Below are 16,913 nucleotides of genomic sequence, written 5' to 3'. Positions count from 1 at the left end.
GAGACATCGCTACCTGCGTCCGCATTGTGCTTTCTTCGCCTATTCGCGACTTTTCGAAGCAGTTGCTCGCTGATCTACAGGTTGATCTCGGTCAAGCCTTGGAGCCGGTCGCGGGGGAAATCCTGCCATCTGCCTGCAAGGGGGGCATCGATTGCCATGGTTTTCTGGCATAATCCGCCCCCCCTACGACCGCCAGAAAACCTTCATGATCGATTTATTCAGCGGACTGGATGCCTGGGTAGCCGTGAGCCTGGTGCTCGCCCTTACCTTCGTGCTCGCATTCGAGTTCATCAATGGCTTTCATGACACCGCCAACGCGGTGGCCACCGTCATCTACACCAAAGCCATGCCGCCTCATCTGGCCGTGTTCTTTTCGGGTGTATTCAACTTCCTCGGGGTGCTGCTCGGCGGTGTCGGGGTGGCCTATGCCATCGTCCACCTGCTGCCGGTCGAGCTGCTGATCAACGTCAACACCGGCCACGGCCTGGCGATGGTGTTCTCCCTGCTGGCAGCCGCCATCACCTGGAACCTGGGCACCTGGTACTTCGGTATTCCCGCCTCCAGTTCGCACACCCTGATCGGCTCGATCCTCGGCGTGGGACTGGCCAATGCGCTGCTCAACGATATCGCCCTGGGCGATGGCGTGAACTGGCAGAAGGCGATCGACATCGCCCTGTCGCTGGTGGTCTCGCCCATCGCCGGCTTCGTGATCGCCGCCCTGGTGCTGATCGGGCTGAAATGGTGGCGGCCGCTGTCGAAAATGCACAAGACGCCCGATCAGCGACGCAAGCTCGACGACAAGAAGCACCCACCGTTCTGGAATCGCCTGGTGCTGGTGATCTCGGCCATGGGGGTCAGCTTCGTGCACGGCTCCAACGATGGCCAGAAGGGCATCGGGCTGATCATGCTGGTACTGATCGGCATCGTCCCGGCCAAGTTCGTGCTGGATTTGAACAGCACCACTTACCAGATCGAACGCACCCGCGACGCCACCTTGCACATGAGCCAGTTCTACCAGCGCAACGCCAGTACGCTGGGCGAATTCCTGGCGTTGGGCAAGGCCAAGTCGAACGATCTGCCGGAGCAGTTCAGCTGCAACCCGCAGCAGACCGAACCGACCATCGCCGCGCTGCAAAGCTCGCTGCAGGGTGTCACCGACTACCGTGACCTGAGCGCCGAACGTCGGGTCGAAGTACGTCGCTACCTGCTGTGCCTGGATGACACCGCGAAGAAGGTAGGCAAGCTGCCGGGCCTGGATACTCGCGAGAAGTCCGACCTGGACAAACTGCGCAAGGACCTCACCGCCACCACCGAATATGCCCCGTTCTGGGTCATCGTCGCGGTCGCCCTGGCCCTGGGCCTGGGGACCATGGTCGGCTGGCGCCGGGTGGTTCTCACCGTCGGCGAGAAGATCGGCAAGCAGGGCATGACCTATGCCCAGGGCATGTCGGCGCAGATCACCGCCGCCTGCGCCATCGGCATGGCCAACGTCTTCAGCCTGCCGGTCTCGACCACCCACGTGCTGTCTTCGGGTGTCGCCGGCACCATGGTCGCCAACAAGAGCGGCCTGCAAGGCGGTACGGTCAAGACCATCCTGCTGGCCTGGGTGCTGACCCTGCCCGCCTCGATGGGCCTGGCGGCCGGGCTGTTCTGGCTGGCGTCCAAGGTCATCGGCTGACCCTCGATGCTTGCGCGCGGGCCGTTGCCGTGGCCCGCGCGTGCCGCCCCTCTTCTCGTCCTCCCAGCGCGCGTTTCAGCGCTTCCTGCCGCCCAGCAACGATCCCATCAGCCCCCGCACCAACTGCCTTCCCAATTGATTGGCCGCCTGGCGCATCGCCGATTTGATGGCCTGGCCCGCTGCGCCCTGCAGGAACTCACCGGCCTTTTCGGCGAAGCCCTCCTGCTCGGCCTTGGGCTGCGGCGCCGGCTCGACCGGTTCGCCCTTGCGCTGGGTGAGCAATTCATACGCCGACTCGCGGTCGATGGGCTGATCGTAGCGGCCGGCCAGCGGCGATCCGGCGATCAGCGCCCGACGCTCGGCTTCGCTCAGCGGGCCGATGCGCGATTGCGGTGGCGCTACTCGCACGCGCTGCACCGGCTCGGGCGTGCCCTTGTCCTGCAAGGTGCCGACCAGCGCTTCGCCGATCCCCAGCTCGGTGAGCACCGCCAGGGTGTCGAATGCCGGGTTCGGGCGAAAGCCGTCGGCCACGGCGCGCAGCGCCTTCTGCTCACGCGCGGTGAAGGCGCGCAGCCCGTGCTGAATGCGCAGCCCAAGCTGGGCCAGCACCGGGTCGGGCAGGTCGCTGGGGGACTGGGTGACGAAATACACCCCGACGCCCTTGGAGCGGATCAACCGCACCACCTGCTCCAGGCGGTCCTGCAAAGCCTTGGGCGTGCCATTGAACAACAGGTGCGCTTCGTCGAAGAACAGGGCCAACAGCGGCTTGTCGGCATCGCCGCGTTCGGGCAACTGCTCGAACAACTCCGCCAGCAACCACAGCAGGAAGGTGGCGTAGACCTTGGGTGCCTCATGTACCAGACGGCTGGCATCAAGCAGGTTGATCCGCCCACGGCCTTGGGCGTCGACCTGCATCAGGTCCTGCAGCTGCACGGCCGGCTCGCCGAACAACGCCTCGGCACCTTGCTGCTCGAGGATCGCCAGCCGTCGCAGCACTGCCTGGGTAGAACTGGTGGTCAGCAGCGCCCGGTCCTCGCCCAGCAGCTGGGGATTGTCCTTGAGATGGGCCAGCAACGCCTTGAGATCCTTGAGATCGAGCAGCAGCAAGCCTTCGCGGTCGGCAACCTTGAAGGCAGCGTACAGCACCGCCTGCTGGCTGTCGGTCAGCTCCAGCAGATTGCCCAGCAGTAGCGGACCCATTTCGCTCAAGGTAGTGCGCAGTGGGTGACCGCTTCGACCGGCGATATCCCACAAGGTGACTGGGTAAGCCTGGGGACGATGGTCGAGCCAGGGCATGTCGGCGATACGTTCTGCGACCTTGCCCTGGGGCGCGCCCGCCGCGCCCAGCCCGCACAGATCGCCCTTGATGTCCGCTGCGAACACAGGGATACCGGCGTCGCTGAACACTTCGGCCAGGCGCTGCAAGGTCACCGTCTTGCCGGTACCAGTGGCGCCGGCCACCAACCCATGGCGATTGGCCAGGCGCATGGCCTGAGCGACGGGCTGGCCGTCATCTCCAGCACCTACAACTATTTGGGAAGAATCCGACATCTTCTTAATTCCTATTCTCAAGCTTTACCCCACACCGGCCGATAGCCAGAGGCGTTGATTGCCCAACCAAGGGAAACAATCCTTCGAGGCCAGGTTGTTGCACCCTTTTTCCTGCTGCCGGGCACTGTACGAGCGACCCAATAAACATAGCGGACCGGATTACGTGATGAATAAAAGTCTTCGTTTCAGCCACAAGATTCTCTTGGCGGCCTCCCTCATCGTGATACTGGCCTTCGCCCTCTTCACGTTGTACAACGACTATCTCCAGCGTAATGCCATTCGCGAGGATCTGGAGAACTACCTGGTGGAGATGGGCCAGTCCACCTCTACCAACATCCGCAGTCTTTTCGACGGGCGTATCCGTCTGGTCGAGAACCTCGCGCAGAACATCGCCCTGCAGCCGGCCGCTGCCGAAACGCTGATGAGCCAGCAGGCCTTGACCACCAGCTTCCTCACGGTCTACCTGGGCAAGGTCGACGGCGGTTTCAGCGTGCGCCCCGACAGCAAGATGCCCGACGGCTATGACCCTCGGGTGCGGGACTGGTACAAGAACGGCATGAATGCAGGCGGACCGATTCTCACCGAACCTTACATCGATGCCGTCACTGGCAAAATGGTGATCGGCGTCATCGACAAAGTCGCCTCGAGCCTGGGCGTGGTCGGCGGCGACCTGGCGCTCGATGGCCTGGTGCAGATCATCAACTCGTTGAATTTCGGCGGCATGGGCTACGCCTTCCTGGTCAACGATCAGGGCAAGATCCTGGTGCATCCGGACAACGCGCTGGTCATGAAGCCACTGAGCGAAGCCTTCCCCAAGCACACCCCGCCCCTGACCCGTGACCTCACCGAAGTGGACGTCGATGGGCACAAGCGCCTGGTCACCTTCACCCCCATCGAGGGGCTGCCTTCGGCCAACTGGTACATCGGTCTGTCGGTGGACAAGGACAAGGCCTTCAGCATGCTCAGCACGTTCCGTACTTCGGCGGTGATCGCGACCGTGGTGGCGGTCGTCATCATCATCGCCCTGCTCGGCCTGCTGATCCGTGTGCTGATGCAGCCGCTGCTCACCATGACCCGCGCCATGGAAGACATCGCCGAGGGTGAAGGCGACCTGACCAAGCGCCTGACCCTGCACAGCAACGACGAGTTCGGCGTGCTGGGCAGTGCCTTCAATCGCTTCGTCGAGCGGGTGCACGGCTCGATCCGCGAGGTGTCCTCGGCCACCGAACAGGTCAGTGAAGTGGCCCTGCGGGTGATCAGCGCTTCCAACTCGTCCATGCAGAACTCCGACGAGCAGGCCAACCGCACCAACAGCGTGGCTGCCGCCATCAACGAACTGGGCGCCGCCGCCCAGGAAATCGCCGGCAATGCGGCCCAGGCGTCCCAGCATGCCAGCTCGGCGCGGGTGCTGGCCGAAGAAGGCCAGCAGGTGGTCGAGCGTAGCATCCAGGCCATGAACCGCCTTTCGGACCTGATCGTCAGCTCAAGCACCAACATCGAGACGCTCAACGGCAAGACCGTCGACATCGGGCAGATTCTCGAGGTGATCACAAGCATCTCACAGCAGACCAACCTGTTGGCGCTCAACGCGGCCATCGAAGCGGCGCGCGCCGGCGAGGCCGGCCGTGGCTTCGCCGTGGTGGCCGACGAAGTGCGCAACCTGGCCCATCGCACCCAGGAGTCGGCGCAGCAGGTGCAGTCGATGATCGAGGAGCTGCAAGTGGGCGCGCGCACGTCGGTGGAGACCATGGGCCAGAGCCAGCGCCACAGCCAGGACAGCGTGCAGATCGCCAACCAGGCGGGCGAACGACTGGGTAGCGTGACCCAGCGCATCGGCGAGATCGACGGCATGAACCAGTCGGTGGCCACCGCGACCGAAGAGCAGACCTCGGTGGTCGAATCGATCAACATGGACATCAACGAAATCAACATGCTCAACCAGGAAGGCGTGGAGAACCTGCAGGCCACGCTGCGCGCCTGCGCCGACCTGGAGCGGCAGACCACGCGCCTCAAGCAACTGGTGGGCAGCTTCCGCATCTGAGCCCCGCCCGCTCGGCTGTCCGGCGACTCGCTTGCCGGCGGTCGAGGCGGCCGGGCGCTCGATCCCGATCGAACGAAGGCCCCTCCAGTACGGTCAATCGTCAGCGCGTCATCACCTATTCGTGACTGCCGGATGACAGACCGAAGACGACCCTGGAGGTTAGCTGACCGTGCATATCGCTGACATCACCATGTTCTACGCCCCTGCCAGCGGTGGTGTGAGAACCTATCTTGATGCCAAACACCCTCGCCTCGATGCCCTGCCCGGCGTGCGCCACAGCCTGCTGATCCCAGGTGCCAGCGCCGGCCATGCCGACGGTATCTACCAGGTCCCTGCCCTGCCCTTGCCTTTTGGCAAGGGTTACCGCTTCCCCGTCCGCCTGGCGCCCTGGTGCAACACGCTGCGCGGCCTGCAGCCCGACCTGATCGAGGTCGGCGATCCCTACCTGACCGCCTGGGCTGCCCTGGAAGCGCGCCGCCAGCTGGACATTCCGGTGATCGGCTTCTACCACTCCGATCTGCCGCTGTTGGTGGGCAATCGCATGGGTAACTGGTTCACACCGAATGTGGAAGCCTACGTGAGCAAACTGTATGGCAACTTCGACCGGGTGCTGGCGCCCAGCCAAATAATGGGCGACAAGCTCAGCCGCCTGGGGGTGCGCGACGTTCACGTCCAGCCCCTGGGCGTCGACCTGGAACTGTTTCACCCCGACAAGCACGACGACCAGCTAAGGGCGCAGCTCGGCCTGGCCGACACGACCCGGCTGCTGGTATTCGCCGGGCGCGGCTCGCGCGAGAAGAACCTGCCGGTGCTGCTGGACTGCATGCGCCATCTGGGCAGCGATTATCACCTGCTGCTGGTGGGATCGGGCATGCCGACCCATGTGCCGGACAACGTCAGCATCAGCCGTCAATTCTGCCCGGCCGCAGAGGTGGCCAGGCTGCTGGCCAGCGCCGACTTGCTGGTGCATGCCGGCGACCAGGAAACCTTCGGCCTGGTGATTCTCGAAGCCATGGCCAGCGCCACGCCGGTGGTGGCCGTGCGTGCTGGCGCCTTTAGCGAGCTGGTCGACGAGCGCTGGGGACGCTTGTGCCGACCCAACGACGCCAAGGCCATGGCCCAGTCAGTGCGCGAAGCATTCGAAGACGACGTGACCGCCCTTGGACAAAGGGCCCGTCAGCAGGTGGAGCGACACTACGCCTGGGACCGCGTCGTTGAGGGGCTGCTGGAGCATTATCAGGCCGTGCTTGGACACTCGCCAGCGGTACGCGCCCATGGTTGAGGCCAACTCCCGCCCACGCAGCCTGATGCTGGTGCTGCACGATGTCGCCCCCGAAACATGGGCGGACTACCAACCGTTCGTCGAGGCGGTCGACGCCTTGGGGTCGGTGCCCATGACCTGGCTGGTGGTGCCAGACTTTCACCATCGCAATCCCTTGAGCGGCTCACCGACTTTTTGCCGGCTGCTCGATCGGCGTCTGGCGCTGGGAGATGAACTGGCCCTGCACGGCTTCTATCACGCCGATGACGGACCTGCCCCGCACGGGCCGCGTGAGTTTTTCATGAGACGGATCTACACCCACGAGGGCGAGTTCTACGCCTTGGACCGCAGCGACGCCCGGGAGCGGCTGGAGGCCGGTCTGGCCCTGTTCGCCCGGCAAGGCTGGCCGGTGGCAGGCTTCGTCGCCCCGGCCTGGCTGATGAGCGAGGGCACCCGCGAGGCCCTGCGCGGTTTACCGCTGCGCTATACCAGCACCCCGCAGCACCTGCACATCCTGCCCGACTTCACGGCCATTCAGGCCCCAGGGTTAGTGTGGAGCGCGCGCAGCGCCTGGCGGCGTGGGCTGTCGCGGGCGCTCTGCGACTGGCAGGCCAGGCGCTGGCAAAGCGCCGAAACCCTGCGTCTGGGCCTGCACCCGGTGGACATGCGTCATGCCAGCTCGCGCGACTATTGGCTGCGCACCCTGCGCCAGCTCCTGGAACAGGGCCGTGAGCCGTTGACCAAATCCGCCTGGCTGGAGCGCAGGTTGTCGGCATGAGTCGCCTGCTCTGGCTGGGTCTGGCGCTGCTGCTGGCCGTGCTGGTACCCGGTTTGCTGGGCGGTGGCGAACTGTGGCCGCGCTTGCAGGCCTTCGACCCGCTGCTGCTGGCCACGCTGCTGGGCATGATCGCGTTGTGCTGGATCATCAACGCCGCACGCCTGCGCCTGCTGCTCGGCCAGCACGGCTCGCAGCTGGGACGACTACGCGCCCTGGGGGTGGTGATGGCCACCGAATTCGCCATCTGCACCACCCCGGGTGGCAGTGGCGGGCCGGTGACGCTCATGGCCCTGCTGGCGCGCGAGCGAATCGCAGCCTCACGCAGCGGCGCGGTGTTCGCCATGGACCAGTTGAACGACTTGCTGTTCTTCTTCTGCGCCATGCTGGCCATCGCCGGCTATGCGCTCTTTCACAGCCTCGGGCGCAGTCAGGAAAGCCTGTTGCTGGGCAGCACGGCGCTGCTGTGCCTGTCACTGTCGGCCTGCGTGCTGATGCTGCGCTACCGGCGCAGGGTCATGCGCTGCAATGGCCGTCTTCTTCGGCGCCTGGGGATGTCGAGCCAGCGCCAGAGACGCTGGGCGCGCAAGCTGCTGCGTTTCATCGGCGCGCTGATGGCGACCTTGCGCCTGCCCAAGGGCCTGCTCGTGCTGGTCTTCGCACTGACCTGCGTGCACTGGGGGCTGCGCTATAGCGTGCTGTACCTGGTGCTGCAGGGGCTTGGCGTGGAGCTGGCGTGGATACCCAGTTTCCTGGTGCAGATGCTATCGCTGAGCGCCGGTCAGTTCAGCCTGATGCCAGGCGGCGCCGGCGCTGCCGAGTTGACCTCGGCGACCTTGCTGTCGCCGCTGGTGGGCAGCTCGACGGCAGCGGCGGCGATCCTGATCTGGCGGGCCATCACCTATTACTTCTACCTGCTGGCCGGTGGCCCTGTGTTCGTGTATCTGCTGGCGCGTCCCCTGCTGCAGCGCTGGCGTCGTCAGGCCCATTGAGCTCGCGCCACAGCTGGGCAGCGCCTTCGAACTCGGTGCCGTGCTGGTCACCCAATGCATCAGGGTCGTAGCGCGCCAGGCAGCCCTCGCCCAAGGTGGGCGGTAGCGGGGCTGCCCCCTTGTCACGAGGATCAGTCATCGGCGCGCCAGATCAGTCGAACACCACGGTCTTGTTGCCGTGAACCAGCACGCGGTCTTCGAGGTGATAACGCAGGCCGCGCGCCAGCACCATCTTCTCGACGTCGCGCCCGAACCGCACCATGTCCTCGATGCTGTCGGCATGGTTCACACGGACCACGTCCTGCTCGATGATCGGACCGGCGTCCAGCTCTTCGGTGACGTAGTGGCAGGTCGCGCCAATCAGCTTCACCCCGCGCAGCGCGGCCTGGTGATAGGGCTTGGCACCGACGAACGACGGCAGGAAGCTGTGGTGAATGTTGATCACCCGCTCGGCGTACGCCTGGCACAGCTGTGGCGGCAGGATCTGCATGTAGCGCGCCAGCACCACCACGTCGGCGGCGTGCTCTTCGACCAGCCGTGACACCTCGGCAAATGCCGGGGCCTTGTCCTTCGGGTCCACTGGCACATGATGGAACGGGATGCCGTGCCATTCGACCATGCTGCGCAGGTCGTCGTGATTGGAGATCACGCAGGGAATATCACAGTCCAGCTCATCGGTGTGCCAGCGATGCAACAGGTCGGCCAGGCAGTGCGACTCACGACTGGCCATCAGCACCACGCGCTTCTTGTGCGCCGAATCGGTGATGCTCCAGGCCATCGAGAACTCTTCGGCGATCGGTGCGAAAGCTTCGCGAAAGGCTTCCAGACCGAAGGGCAGCGATTGAGCACGGATTTCATGGCGCATGAAGAACCAACCGCTCTGTTCGTCGGAGTGGTGGCTGGCCTCAGTGATCCAGCCGTTGTACAAGGCCAGGAAGTTGCTGACTTTTGCCACGATGCCGACGCGGTCGGGGCAGGCGATCGTCAGGCGATAGGTGCGCATGAATGAAAACTCCGAAAACTTCGCAAAGGCGCACATTCTAGCCTTCTGTCACAAAAAAGGCAGTATCCGTCGGCCGTGTCGTCGTGCGCCGGCGAGTTTCATACCCCTGGACCTGCCAGTACCCTGCGCCGTCGGGCGTGCAGCCCTACCCTGTTGCATGTTCAATTGCTTTCCAGTTCATTGTTGCTTCAACACATTTCATCAATATCGACGAGTATTACTTGTTTACTTGCGAGTATCGCCTGTCTATTATTGCGTGACTGTCTCTCTGTACATTCACCAAGGAATACCCATGTCCCTGATCAACGAATACCGCGCCACCGAAGAAGCCATCAAGGAACTTCAAGCGCGCCTTGCCAATCTGTCGCAAGATGATAAGCTGAAAAAAGAGCTGGAATTCGAAGGCAAACTGCGCGCCCTGATGGGTGAGTATTCCAAGTCGCTGCGCGATGTCATCGCCCTGCTCGACCCGGACTCCAAACTGAGCAAGGCACCCCGTGGCCCGGTTAAAACTACCGGTACCAAGCGTGCACGCAAGGTCAAGCAATACAAGAACCCGCACAATGGCGAAATCATCGAAACCAAAGGTGGCAACCACAAGACTCTGAAAGAGTGGAAAGCCAAGTGGGGCGGTGACGAGGTCGAAGGTTGGTCCACGCTGCTGGATTGATCGTGGGTCGCACCCAGTGTCCAGAACGCCGGCTGATCGCCGGCGTTTTTCATTTCAGCTCACGCCGGGACTTCATACCGCCTGCGCAACTGTCCGGCATGCGCCAGCCAGGCATCAAGCACGGCCCGTGCGCCCTCGTCCGCCTCGTCCAGACGGGCCTTGGCAGCCTGTTCGAAAGCATCCAGGGTATTGGGTGCCCCCCGCTGCGCATCGGTCAGACGCTGCCGACAGAAGTCATGCCAGGCGCGCTGCTCCTGGGCATTCAATGTCGAGCCGAAGTTGCGTGCCCGATAGCGGAACAGCAATTCTGGCAAGCGCGGGTCATCGAACATCCATTGCCCGCCCGCCAACTGTGACGGCTCGCTGAGTCGAACTTGCTCGCACAATCGACGGTCGCGATCACCGAGGAATCCCTCGTACAGCTGTTGTTCGGGATCCTCGCTGGGTGCGAATTCTTCGGCGCCATAAACGACAGCCAGTTTTTCCTCCCACACCGACTGTTGCTGGATCAATCGTTCGGCACGCGACAACAGCACCGTCATCTCCACGCCGAGGCGTTGTTGATCGGCGGGTCGTAACACACGCAACGGCGCAAGCACCGGACATTTGTTGATATGCACCAACTTCAAGGGTATGGGTAGTTCTCCGTCAGCTAATTCCTCACGACGCCGGTATAAACGAGCACGTAACGCGTCGGCGCTTTCCCTTATCAATGGCGAGGTTTCCATGTGCAGGTCGCACACGATCAGCGCATTGCGATTGCGTGGATGCCAGGCCAAGGGCAGCACCACGCCCAGATAACTTCGCTCGCTGGAAAACCGGCCGGAGATATGTATCAAGGGTTGCAGCAGATGGATCTGCTCGAGGACGCTGTGCTTGCTGCGCAGCTGGAACAACCAGTCGTAGAGTCTGGGCTGCCGGTCGCGGATCAGCCTGGCCAGGCCGATGGTCGCTCGCACATCGGACAGCGCCTCGTGGGCGTGACCGTGGTCGATGCCGTTGGCTTGGCTGAGCAGCTCCAGACGCAGGCTGGTGCGGCCGTCCTGCTGTGGCCAGACGATTCCTTCCGGGCGCAGAGCATAGGCCGTGCGCACCACGTCGATGAGGTCCCAGCGGCTGTTGCCGCCCTGCCATTCACGGGCATAGGGGTCGAAAAAGTTGCGATAGAGGCTGTAGCGGGTCACTTCATCGTCGAAGCGCAGGGTGTTGTAGCCCGCGCCGCAGGTGCCCGGGCGCGCCAGCTGCGCGTGCACCCGCGTCATGAAGTCGGCTTCGCTCAGGCCTTGGGCAGCCAACTGATCCGGGGTAATCCCCGTCACCAGGCAGGCGGCAGGATGCGGCAGGATATCGTCGCTGGGCTGGCAATAGAGGTTCACCGGCGCCTCGATCTCGTTGAGTTGCAGATCGGTACGGATGCCCGCGACCTGCAGCGGCCGGTCACAGCGCGGATTGATGCCGGTGGTTTCGTAGTCGTGCCAGAAAATGCTGGAGCTCACGGCGTCGTCCTGTGCAGAGTTCGCGCACGAGTCTACCGGACGAACGCCTTCAGGCCGATTCGTTGAGCGGCCTGAAGCTGAAGAATTCGCGCAGCGAGCGGACGAACTCGTCGTATTCCAGCGGCGCCTGCAACAGCATGAAGCCGGCGTCGTAGTAACCCGGAGTCTGGTCTTCGCGGCTCCACAGGCAACTGGCCGTGAGGTTGATGAACTGGTTGCCCCCGCCTGAAAGCGGAACACGCAATTGCAGCTCGAAGTCCGGGCCGACCATGATCGGAAGCTCGCTGATCACCATGATGCCGTGCTCGGACGCGTTGCCCAGGAAGCCGATCTCCTGGTCGGTGAACCGGTTGAACACCCGTAGCACGTAGGGCAGTTGATGACGATCGATCTGACGTTCTGTGAACATGATTCTCCGTACCCTGTGCCAGATGAGCAGGTACCGTGGCGTCGCGTGAAAGATATCCTACAGCCTAGCTCAGCCTGTGGCTGGGGCACGGAGAATCGTCAGCGGTCCGATCAACGCAAGGGCGTGCTCGGCGCCGCTCGGGTCTGCGCCGCTTCACCGCGCAGATGACCGAGCTGCTGCAGGGTCTGCAGGCGTGCCTGGGCGCGATAGGCGTACTCGTTCTGTGGGTAGCGCTGGATCAGGAACTGATAGGTCTGCGCCGCATCGACGTAGAGTTTCTGCCGCTCCAGGCACTGGCCGCGCAACATCGCCACCTCCGGGTGGATGAACGGTCGCGCCCGACTCGTGCGGTCGACCTGCGACAGCTCCAGCATCACTCGCTGGCAGTCACCGCGGTCATAGGCGCGGTAGGCGTTGTTCAGGTGGTGGTCCATGGACCACCGGGTGCAGCCGACGACACTGGCCGCCATGACTAGAACGATCAAGGCTCGCATGGGAATCTCCTGTACTGCACAGCGTATCGGCAGGCGGCGCGCAATCTTCAGGGCCGGGGTCACGCGACGATTCGCGCAAAGCCTCCCCTCGATGCCGCGCACGGGTATTTCTGTAGCTTGCCACGAGTAGCCTGGCGCTTGCAGCTTGTAGCCCGCCCCTGCGAGTGACTACAGCCAAATTGAGGAGTAGCCTTTCGCTGCGCTTCACTATAGGAGTCTGTGCATGACCATCCGCCGTACCAAAATCGTCGCCACCCTGGGCCCCGCCAGCAACTCGCCGGAAGTGATCGAACAACTGATCCTCGCCGGCCTGGACGTGGCACGTCTGAACTTCTCCCACGGCACCCCGGACGAGCACAAGGCTCGTGCCCGGCTGATCCGCGACATCGCGGCCAGGAACGGCCGTCATGTCGCGCTGCTCGGCGACCTGCAAGGCCCGAAGATCCGCATCGCCAAGTTCAGCAACAAGCGCATCGAACTGAAGATCGGTGACAGGTTCACCTTCTCCACCGCCCACCCGCTCACCGAAGGCAACCAGGACATCGTCGGCATCGACTACCCTGACCTGGTCAAGGACTGCGGCGTCGGCGACGAACTGCTGCTCGATGACGGCCGCGTGGTCATGCGCGTCGAAACCGCCACCGCCGATGCCCTGCATTGCGTGGTGATCGTCGGCGGCCCGCTGTCCGACCACAAGGGCATCAACCGCAAGGGTGGCGGCCTCACCGCACCGGCGCTGACCGAGAAGGACAAGGCCGACATCAAGCTGGCGGCGGAAATGGACCTGGACTACCTGGCCGTGTCCTTCCCACGCGATGCCAAGGACATGGAATACGCCCGCAAACTGCGCGACGAATCCGGCGGCAGCGCCTGGCTGGTGGCCAAGATCGAGCGCGCCGAAGCGGTGGCCAACGACGAAACCCTCGATGGCCTGATCGCCGCATCGGACGCCGTGATGGTCGCCCGCGGCGACCTGGGCGTGGAGATCGGCGATGCCGAGCTGATCGGTATCCAGAAGAAGATCATCCAGCACGCCCGCCGCAACAACAAGGCGGTGATCGTCGCGACCCAGATGATGGAGTCGATGATCCAGAACCCGATGCCGACCCGCGCCGAAGTGTCCGACGTGGCCAACGCCGTGCTGGACAACACCGATGCGGTGATGCTGTCGGCCGAGAGCGCCGCCGGGGCCTACCCGATCGAAGCGGTACAGGCCATGGCGCGTATCTGCCTGGGCGCCGAGAAGCACCCGACCAACCAGCGCTCCAGCCACCGCCTGCACACCACCTTCGAGCGTTGCGACGAGAGCATCGCGCTCGCGGCGATGTACACCGCCAACCACTTCCCGGGCGTCAAGGCCATCATCGCCCTGACCGAGAGCGGCTACACCCCGCTGATCATGTCGCGCCTGCGCTCGCACGTGCCGGTGTTCGCCATGTCGCCGCACCGCGACACTCAAGCACGGGTGTCGATGTTCCGTGGCGTCTACCCGATCGCGTTCGACCCGGCCTCGCTGCCGGCCGACAAGGTCAGCCAGGCGGCCGTCGACGAGCTGCTCAAGCGCGGCCTGGTGGAACAGGGCGACTGGGTCATCCTGACCAAGGGTGACAGCTACCACACCATCGGTGGCACCAACGGCATGAAGATCCTCCACGTGGGTGATCCGCTGGTCGGCTGATGGCCAGATAGCCCCTTCGCGGGGCGCGCCCGCTCTTGCACGACAACGCAGGCTTGCAGGTCTGCGATGAACTGGAGGAGCGGGCTGCTACCCTGAAGAGGTCGCTGCAGCCCCTCAGACATGCTCGACGAACACGTCCGCGAACACCTGCCCCCGTGGTACCCCGACGATGAACAGTCGGCGGGCGAATGTCTCCACGCTCCGCGCGCCCCCGCACAGCAGCGCCACCGTCTGGCGTGACGACGGCCGCAACGCCGCCAGTGCCTCATCCAACTGCTCGGTGAGCACCAATTCGACCGTTACGCCCGGCAATGCTCGCAAAGGCTCGGCCAGATAATGCCCGGCGGGTTCGTGCGCCACATGCAGGACCCTCATGTCCCCTCGATGCCCCTGAAGCAGTGCCTCGCGCACGATGCCCCACAACGGTGCCAGGCCGGTGCCCGCTGCCAGTAGCCACAGCGGCCTGTCCTGCCACTCCGGATCGTAGTGCAAGGCCCCGCCGCGCACCTCGCCCAGACCCATGCTCTCTCCCACCCGCAAGCCACGCGCAAGATCGCAGAAGGCGCCAGGCCGCTGGCAGTCGATGTGGAACTCGAGATACGCCTCCTCGCCCGGCAGACTGGCCAGGGAATAAGGCCGGGCGACACCCCCTAGCCACAACACCACGTGCTGCCCCGCCTGGTAGCGCACAGCGCGGTCGGGCTTGACCCGCAAGCGCAAGACGTCGGCGAACCAGTCCACCGCGCACACTTGCGCCGGCACCCCGTCGCGCTTCGGGTCGAACACCGTCAGGCTCAGATCCTCCACCACCCGGCACTGGCACGCCAGGCGCCAGCCCTGGGCATGCGTGTCCAGCGCCAACGCTTCAGGCAGGGCGTCCACCGGTTGCCCGTCCAGACACTGCACCAGACAGGCATGACAACTGCCGGCGCGGCAGCTGTAGGGCACACCGAACCCGGCTTCGTTCAAGGCATCGAGCAGGTTGCTGCCGGTCGGCACTGCCCAGCGTCGCGTGCCCACGCAGAGTTCGGGCATGTCATTGATTCTCCATCGATCACCGGGGCACTGTAGGCCAAGTGGGTGAACGCAGCAAAAACATTGCCACCCCGGTACCGACCTTGGTCCCCACGGTGCCCAGGTGTGCCGCGCCGGGATGCGCGCTATACTGCCGCGCCTTTTTCGCGCCGGCCCGACCTGCCGACGCGCCTTGCACAAGCGCTCCGGCACGCTGGTCGGCACCGTCGGAACGCCCTTACGAATGTTCCCGTCTTTAAGAGGAGCGTGCTGCATGACCGTGATCAAGCAAGACGACCTGATCCAGAGCGTCGCCGATGCCCTGCAATTCATTTCGTACTACCACCCCGTCGATTTCATCCAGGCCATGCACGAGGCCTATCTGCGCGAAGAGTCCCCCGCCGCGCGCGACTCCATCGCCCAGATCCTGATCAACTCGCGCATGTGCGCCACCGGCCACCGGCCGATCTGCCAGGACACCGGCATCGTCACCGTATTCGTGCGCGTGGGCATGGACGTGCGCTGGGACGGCGCCACCCTGAGCCTGGACGACATGATCAACGAGGGCGTGCGCCGCGCCTACAACCTGCCGGAAAACGTCCTGCGCGCCTCGATCCTGGCCGACCCGGCCGGTGCCCGCAAGAACACCAAGGACAACACTCCGGCGGTGATCCACTACTCCATCGTCCCCGGCGACAAGGTGGAAGTGGACGTCGCGGCCAAGGGCGGCGGCTCGGAGAACAAGTCGAAGATGGCCATGCTCAACCCGTCCGACTCCATCGTCGACTGGGTGCTCAAGACCGTGCCGACCATGGGCGCCGGCTGGTGTCCGCCAGGCATGCTGGGCATCGGCATCGGCGGCACCGCCGAGAAGGCCGCGGTCATGGCCAAGGAAGTGCTGATGGAGTCCATCGACATCCATGAACTCAAGGCCCGTGGCCCGCAGAACCGCATCGAAGAGATCCGCCTGGAGCTGTTCGAGAAGGTCAACCAGCTGGGCATCGGCGCCCAGGGCCTGGGCGGCCTGACCACCGTGCTCGACGTCAAGATCATGGACTACCCAACCCACGCCGCTTCCCTGCCGGTGTGCATGATCCCCAACTGCGCCGCCACCCGCCACGCCCACTTCGTGCTCGACGGCTCCGGCCCTGCCGAGCTCGAAGCGCCGTCGCTGGACGCCTACCCGGAAATCGTCTGGGAAGCCGGCCCGAGCGCGCGCCGCGTCAACCTCGACACCATCACCCCCGAGGAAGTCGCCAGCTGGAAGCCGGGCGAAACCATCCTGCTCAACGGCAAGATGCTCACCGGCCGCGATGCCGCGCACAAGCGCATGGTGGAAATGCTCAACCGTGGCGAGCAACTGCCGGTGGACCTCAAGGGCCGCTTCATCTACTACGTCGGTCCGGTCGACCCGGTGGGCGACGAAGTGGTGGGCCCCGCCGGCCCGACCACTGCCACGCGCATGGACAAGTTCACCCGGCAGATCCTCGAGCAGACCGGCCTGCTGGGCATGATCGGCAAGTCCGAGCGCGGCCCCACCGCCATCGAGGCGATCAAGGACAACAAGGCCGTGTACCTGATGGCCGTCGGCGGGGCTGCCTACCTGGTCGCCCAGGCTATCCGCAAGTCCCAGGTATTGGCGTTCGCCGAACTGGGCATGGAAGCGATCTACGAGTTCGAGGTCAAGGACATGCCGGTCACCGTGGCCGTGGACAGCAATGGCGAGTCGGTGCACATCACCGGGCCGGCGTTGTGGCAGGGGAAGATTGCTGAGAGTCTGGCGGTGGAAGTGAAGTAGGTTCACTGCTGGGATGCCAAGATAACGCCCGGCCATCGCCGGGCGTTACTTTT

Annotated in this window: 14 protein-coding genes; 8 read left to right on the top strand and 6 right to left on the bottom strand. The window is 64.3% G+C overall.

Features of this window, described 5'->3' with window-relative positions; all coding sequences use genetic code 11:
- Nucleotides 1-205 precede the first annotated feature (205 nt).
- Complete coding sequence (locus IAE34_RS15615) at nucleotides 206-1,678, top strand: inorganic phosphate transporter (protein WP_200139862.1); 1,473 nt, start codon at nucleotides 206-208, stop codon at nucleotides 1,676-1,678.
- 75 nt (nucleotides 1,679-1,753) lie between these two features.
- Here the strand turns inward: IAE34_RS15615 and IAE34_RS15610 are convergent, their stop codons facing one another.
- Nucleotides 1,754-3,229: a helicase HerA-like domain-containing protein gene (locus tag IAE34_RS15610; RefSeq protein WP_200139861.1), complete on the bottom strand. Its 1,476-nt coding sequence runs from the start codon at nucleotides 3,227-3,229 to the stop codon at nucleotides 1,754-1,756.
- Between the two features lie 166 nt (nucleotides 3,230-3,395).
- Between IAE34_RS15610 and IAE34_RS15605 the strand changes: the two genes are divergently transcribed.
- The 4 genes from IAE34_RS15605 to IAE34_RS15590 all read left to right on the top strand — a co-directional run bounded on the left by IAE34_RS15605 (nucleotide 3,396) and on the right by IAE34_RS15590 (nucleotide 8,298).
- Nucleotides 3,396-5,270 (top strand): methyl-accepting chemotaxis protein, encoded by a 1,875-nt coding sequence (locus IAE34_RS15605; RefSeq protein ID WP_200139860.1) that lies wholly within the window; start codon nucleotides 3,396-3,398, stop codon nucleotides 5,268-5,270.
- 190 nt (nucleotides 5,271-5,460) lie between these two features.
- Nucleotides 5,461-6,552: a glycosyltransferase family 4 protein gene (locus tag IAE34_RS15600; RefSeq protein ID WP_200139928.1), complete on the top strand. Its 1,092-nt coding sequence runs from the start codon at nucleotides 5,461-5,463 to the stop codon at nucleotides 6,550-6,552.
- Nucleotides 6,545-7,309: a DUF2334 domain-containing protein gene (locus IAE34_RS15595; protein WP_200139859.1), complete on the top strand. Its 765-nt coding sequence runs from the start codon at nucleotides 6,545-6,547 to the stop codon at nucleotides 7,307-7,309. Before IAE34_RS15600 ends, IAE34_RS15595 begins: the two co-directional genes overlap by 8 nt.
- Complete coding sequence (locus IAE34_RS15590) at nucleotides 7,306-8,298, top strand: lysylphosphatidylglycerol synthase transmembrane domain-containing protein (RefSeq protein WP_200139858.1); 993 nt, start codon at nucleotides 7,306-7,308, stop codon at nucleotides 8,296-8,298. Before IAE34_RS15595 ends, IAE34_RS15590 begins: the two co-directional genes overlap by 4 nt.
- A 151-nt stretch (nucleotides 8,299-8,449) precedes the next feature.
- Here IAE34_RS15590 and purU read toward each other — a convergent pair whose 3' ends face one another.
- On the bottom strand, nucleotides 8,450-9,301 hold the full coding sequence (gene purU / locus IAE34_RS15585) for a formyltetrahydrofolate deformylase (RefSeq protein WP_200139857.1): 852 nt from the start codon (nucleotides 9,299-9,301) through the stop codon (nucleotides 8,450-8,452).
- A 292-nt stretch (nucleotides 9,302-9,593) separates the two neighbouring features.
- On the opposite strand from purU, the gene mvaT reads away from it, so the two are divergent.
- Nucleotides 9,594-9,971, top strand: coding sequence for a histone-like nucleoid-structuring protein MvaT (gene mvaT / locus IAE34_RS15580; protein WP_200139856.1), 378 nt, complete (start codon nucleotides 9,594-9,596; stop codon nucleotides 9,969-9,971).
- A gap of 59 nt (nucleotides 9,972-10,030) precedes the next feature.
- On the opposite strand, the gene sbcB is transcribed toward mvaT, so the two are convergent.
- The 3 genes from sbcB to IAE34_RS15565 all read right to left on the bottom strand — a co-directional run bounded on the left by sbcB (nucleotide 10,031) and on the right by IAE34_RS15565 (nucleotide 12,370).
- Nucleotides 10,031-11,467, bottom strand: a complete 1,437-nt coding sequence (gene sbcB / locus IAE34_RS15575) for an exodeoxyribonuclease I (protein ID WP_200139855.1) — start codon at nucleotides 11,465-11,467, stop codon at nucleotides 10,031-10,033.
- A gap of 49 nt (nucleotides 11,468-11,516) precedes the next feature.
- Entirely contained in the window at nucleotides 11,517-11,876 is a 360-nt protein-coding gene (locus IAE34_RS15570; RefSeq protein WP_200139854.1) for a PilZ domain-containing protein, read from the bottom strand.
- A gap of 110 nt (nucleotides 11,877-11,986) precedes the next feature.
- A complete protein-coding gene (locus IAE34_RS15565; RefSeq protein ID WP_200139853.1) occupies nucleotides 11,987-12,370 on the bottom strand; it encodes a tetratricopeptide repeat protein in 384 nt (127 codons plus the stop codon).
- Between the two features lie 223 nt (nucleotides 12,371-12,593).
- Here IAE34_RS15565 and pyk point away from each other — a divergent pair, with 223 nt between their 5' ends.
- Nucleotides 12,594-14,048 (top strand): pyruvate kinase, encoded by a 1,455-nt coding sequence (gene pyk, locus IAE34_RS15560; RefSeq protein ID WP_200139852.1) that lies wholly within the window; start codon nucleotides 12,594-12,596, stop codon nucleotides 14,046-14,048.
- 114 nt (nucleotides 14,049-14,162) lie between these two features.
- On the opposite strand, the gene IAE34_RS15555 is transcribed toward pyk, so the two are convergent.
- The gene (locus IAE34_RS15555; RefSeq protein ID WP_200139851.1) at nucleotides 14,163-15,083 is read right to left on the bottom strand and encodes an iron-sulfur-binding ferredoxin reductase; all 921 of its coding nucleotides are present in this window, start codon (nucleotides 15,081-15,083) and stop codon (nucleotides 14,163-14,165) included.
- Nucleotides 15,084-15,336: 253 nt separating this feature from the next.
- Here IAE34_RS15555 and IAE34_RS15550 point away from each other — a divergent pair, with 253 nt between their 5' ends.
- Nucleotides 15,337-16,860 (top strand): fumarate hydratase, encoded by a 1,524-nt coding sequence (locus IAE34_RS15550; RefSeq protein ID WP_200139850.1) that lies wholly within the window; start codon nucleotides 15,337-15,339, stop codon nucleotides 16,858-16,860.
- Nucleotides 16,861-16,913: the final 53 nt, after the last annotated feature.

The sequence above is a fragment of the Pseudomonas sp. S30 genome (assembly GCF_016518545.1).
Taxonomy (GTDB): Bacteria; Pseudomonadota; Gammaproteobacteria; order Pseudomonadales; family Pseudomonadaceae; genus Aquipseudomonas.
This window is presented reverse-complemented; position numbering and strand designations above follow the sequence as displayed.

Excerpts from the sequence above, each read along its gene's own strand:
- IAE34_RS15615 (WP_200139862.1), top strand. The coding sequence starts at position 206 with ATGATCGATTTATTCAGCGGACTGGATGCCTGGGTAGCCGTGAGCCTG.
- IAE34_RS15610 (WP_200139861.1), bottom strand. The coding sequence starts at position 3,229 with ATGTCGGATTCTTCCCAAATAGTTGTAGGTGCTGGAGATGACGGCCAG.
- IAE34_RS15605 (WP_200139860.1), top strand. The coding sequence starts at position 3,396 with ATGAATAAAAGTCTTCGTTTCAGCCACAAGATTCTCTTGGCGGCCTCC.
- IAE34_RS15600 (WP_200139928.1), top strand. The coding sequence starts at position 5,461 with ATGTTCTACGCCCCTGCCAGCGGTGGTGTGAGAACCTATCTTGATGCC.
- IAE34_RS15595 (WP_200139859.1), top strand. The coding sequence starts at position 6,545 with ATGGTTGAGGCCAACTCCCGCCCACGCAGCCTGATGCTGGTGCTGCAC.
- IAE34_RS15590 (WP_200139858.1), top strand. The coding sequence starts at position 7,306 with ATGAGTCGCCTGCTCTGGCTGGGTCTGGCGCTGCTGCTGGCCGTGCTG.
- purU (WP_200139857.1), bottom strand. The coding sequence starts at position 9,301 with ATGCGCACCTATCGCCTGACGATCGCCTGCCCCGACCGCGTCGGCATC.
- mvaT (WP_200139856.1), top strand. The coding sequence starts at position 9,594 with ATGTCCCTGATCAACGAATACCGCGCCACCGAAGAAGCCATCAAGGAA.
- IAE34_RS15570 (WP_200139854.1), bottom strand. The coding sequence starts at position 11,876 with ATGTTCACAGAACGTCAGATCGATCGTCATCAACTGCCCTACGTGCTA.
- IAE34_RS15565 (WP_200139853.1), bottom strand. The coding sequence starts at position 12,370 with ATGCGAGCCTTGATCGTTCTAGTCATGGCGGCCAGTGTCGTCGGCTGC.
- pyk (WP_200139852.1), top strand. The coding sequence starts at position 12,594 with ATGACCATCCGCCGTACCAAAATCGTCGCCACCCTGGGCCCCGCCAGC.
- IAE34_RS15555 (WP_200139851.1), bottom strand. The coding sequence starts at position 15,083 with ATGCCCGAACTCTGCGTGGGCACGCGACGCTGGGCAGTGCCGACCGGC.
- IAE34_RS15550 (WP_200139850.1), top strand. The coding sequence starts at position 15,337 with ATGACCGTGATCAAGCAAGACGACCTGATCCAGAGCGTCGCCGATGCC.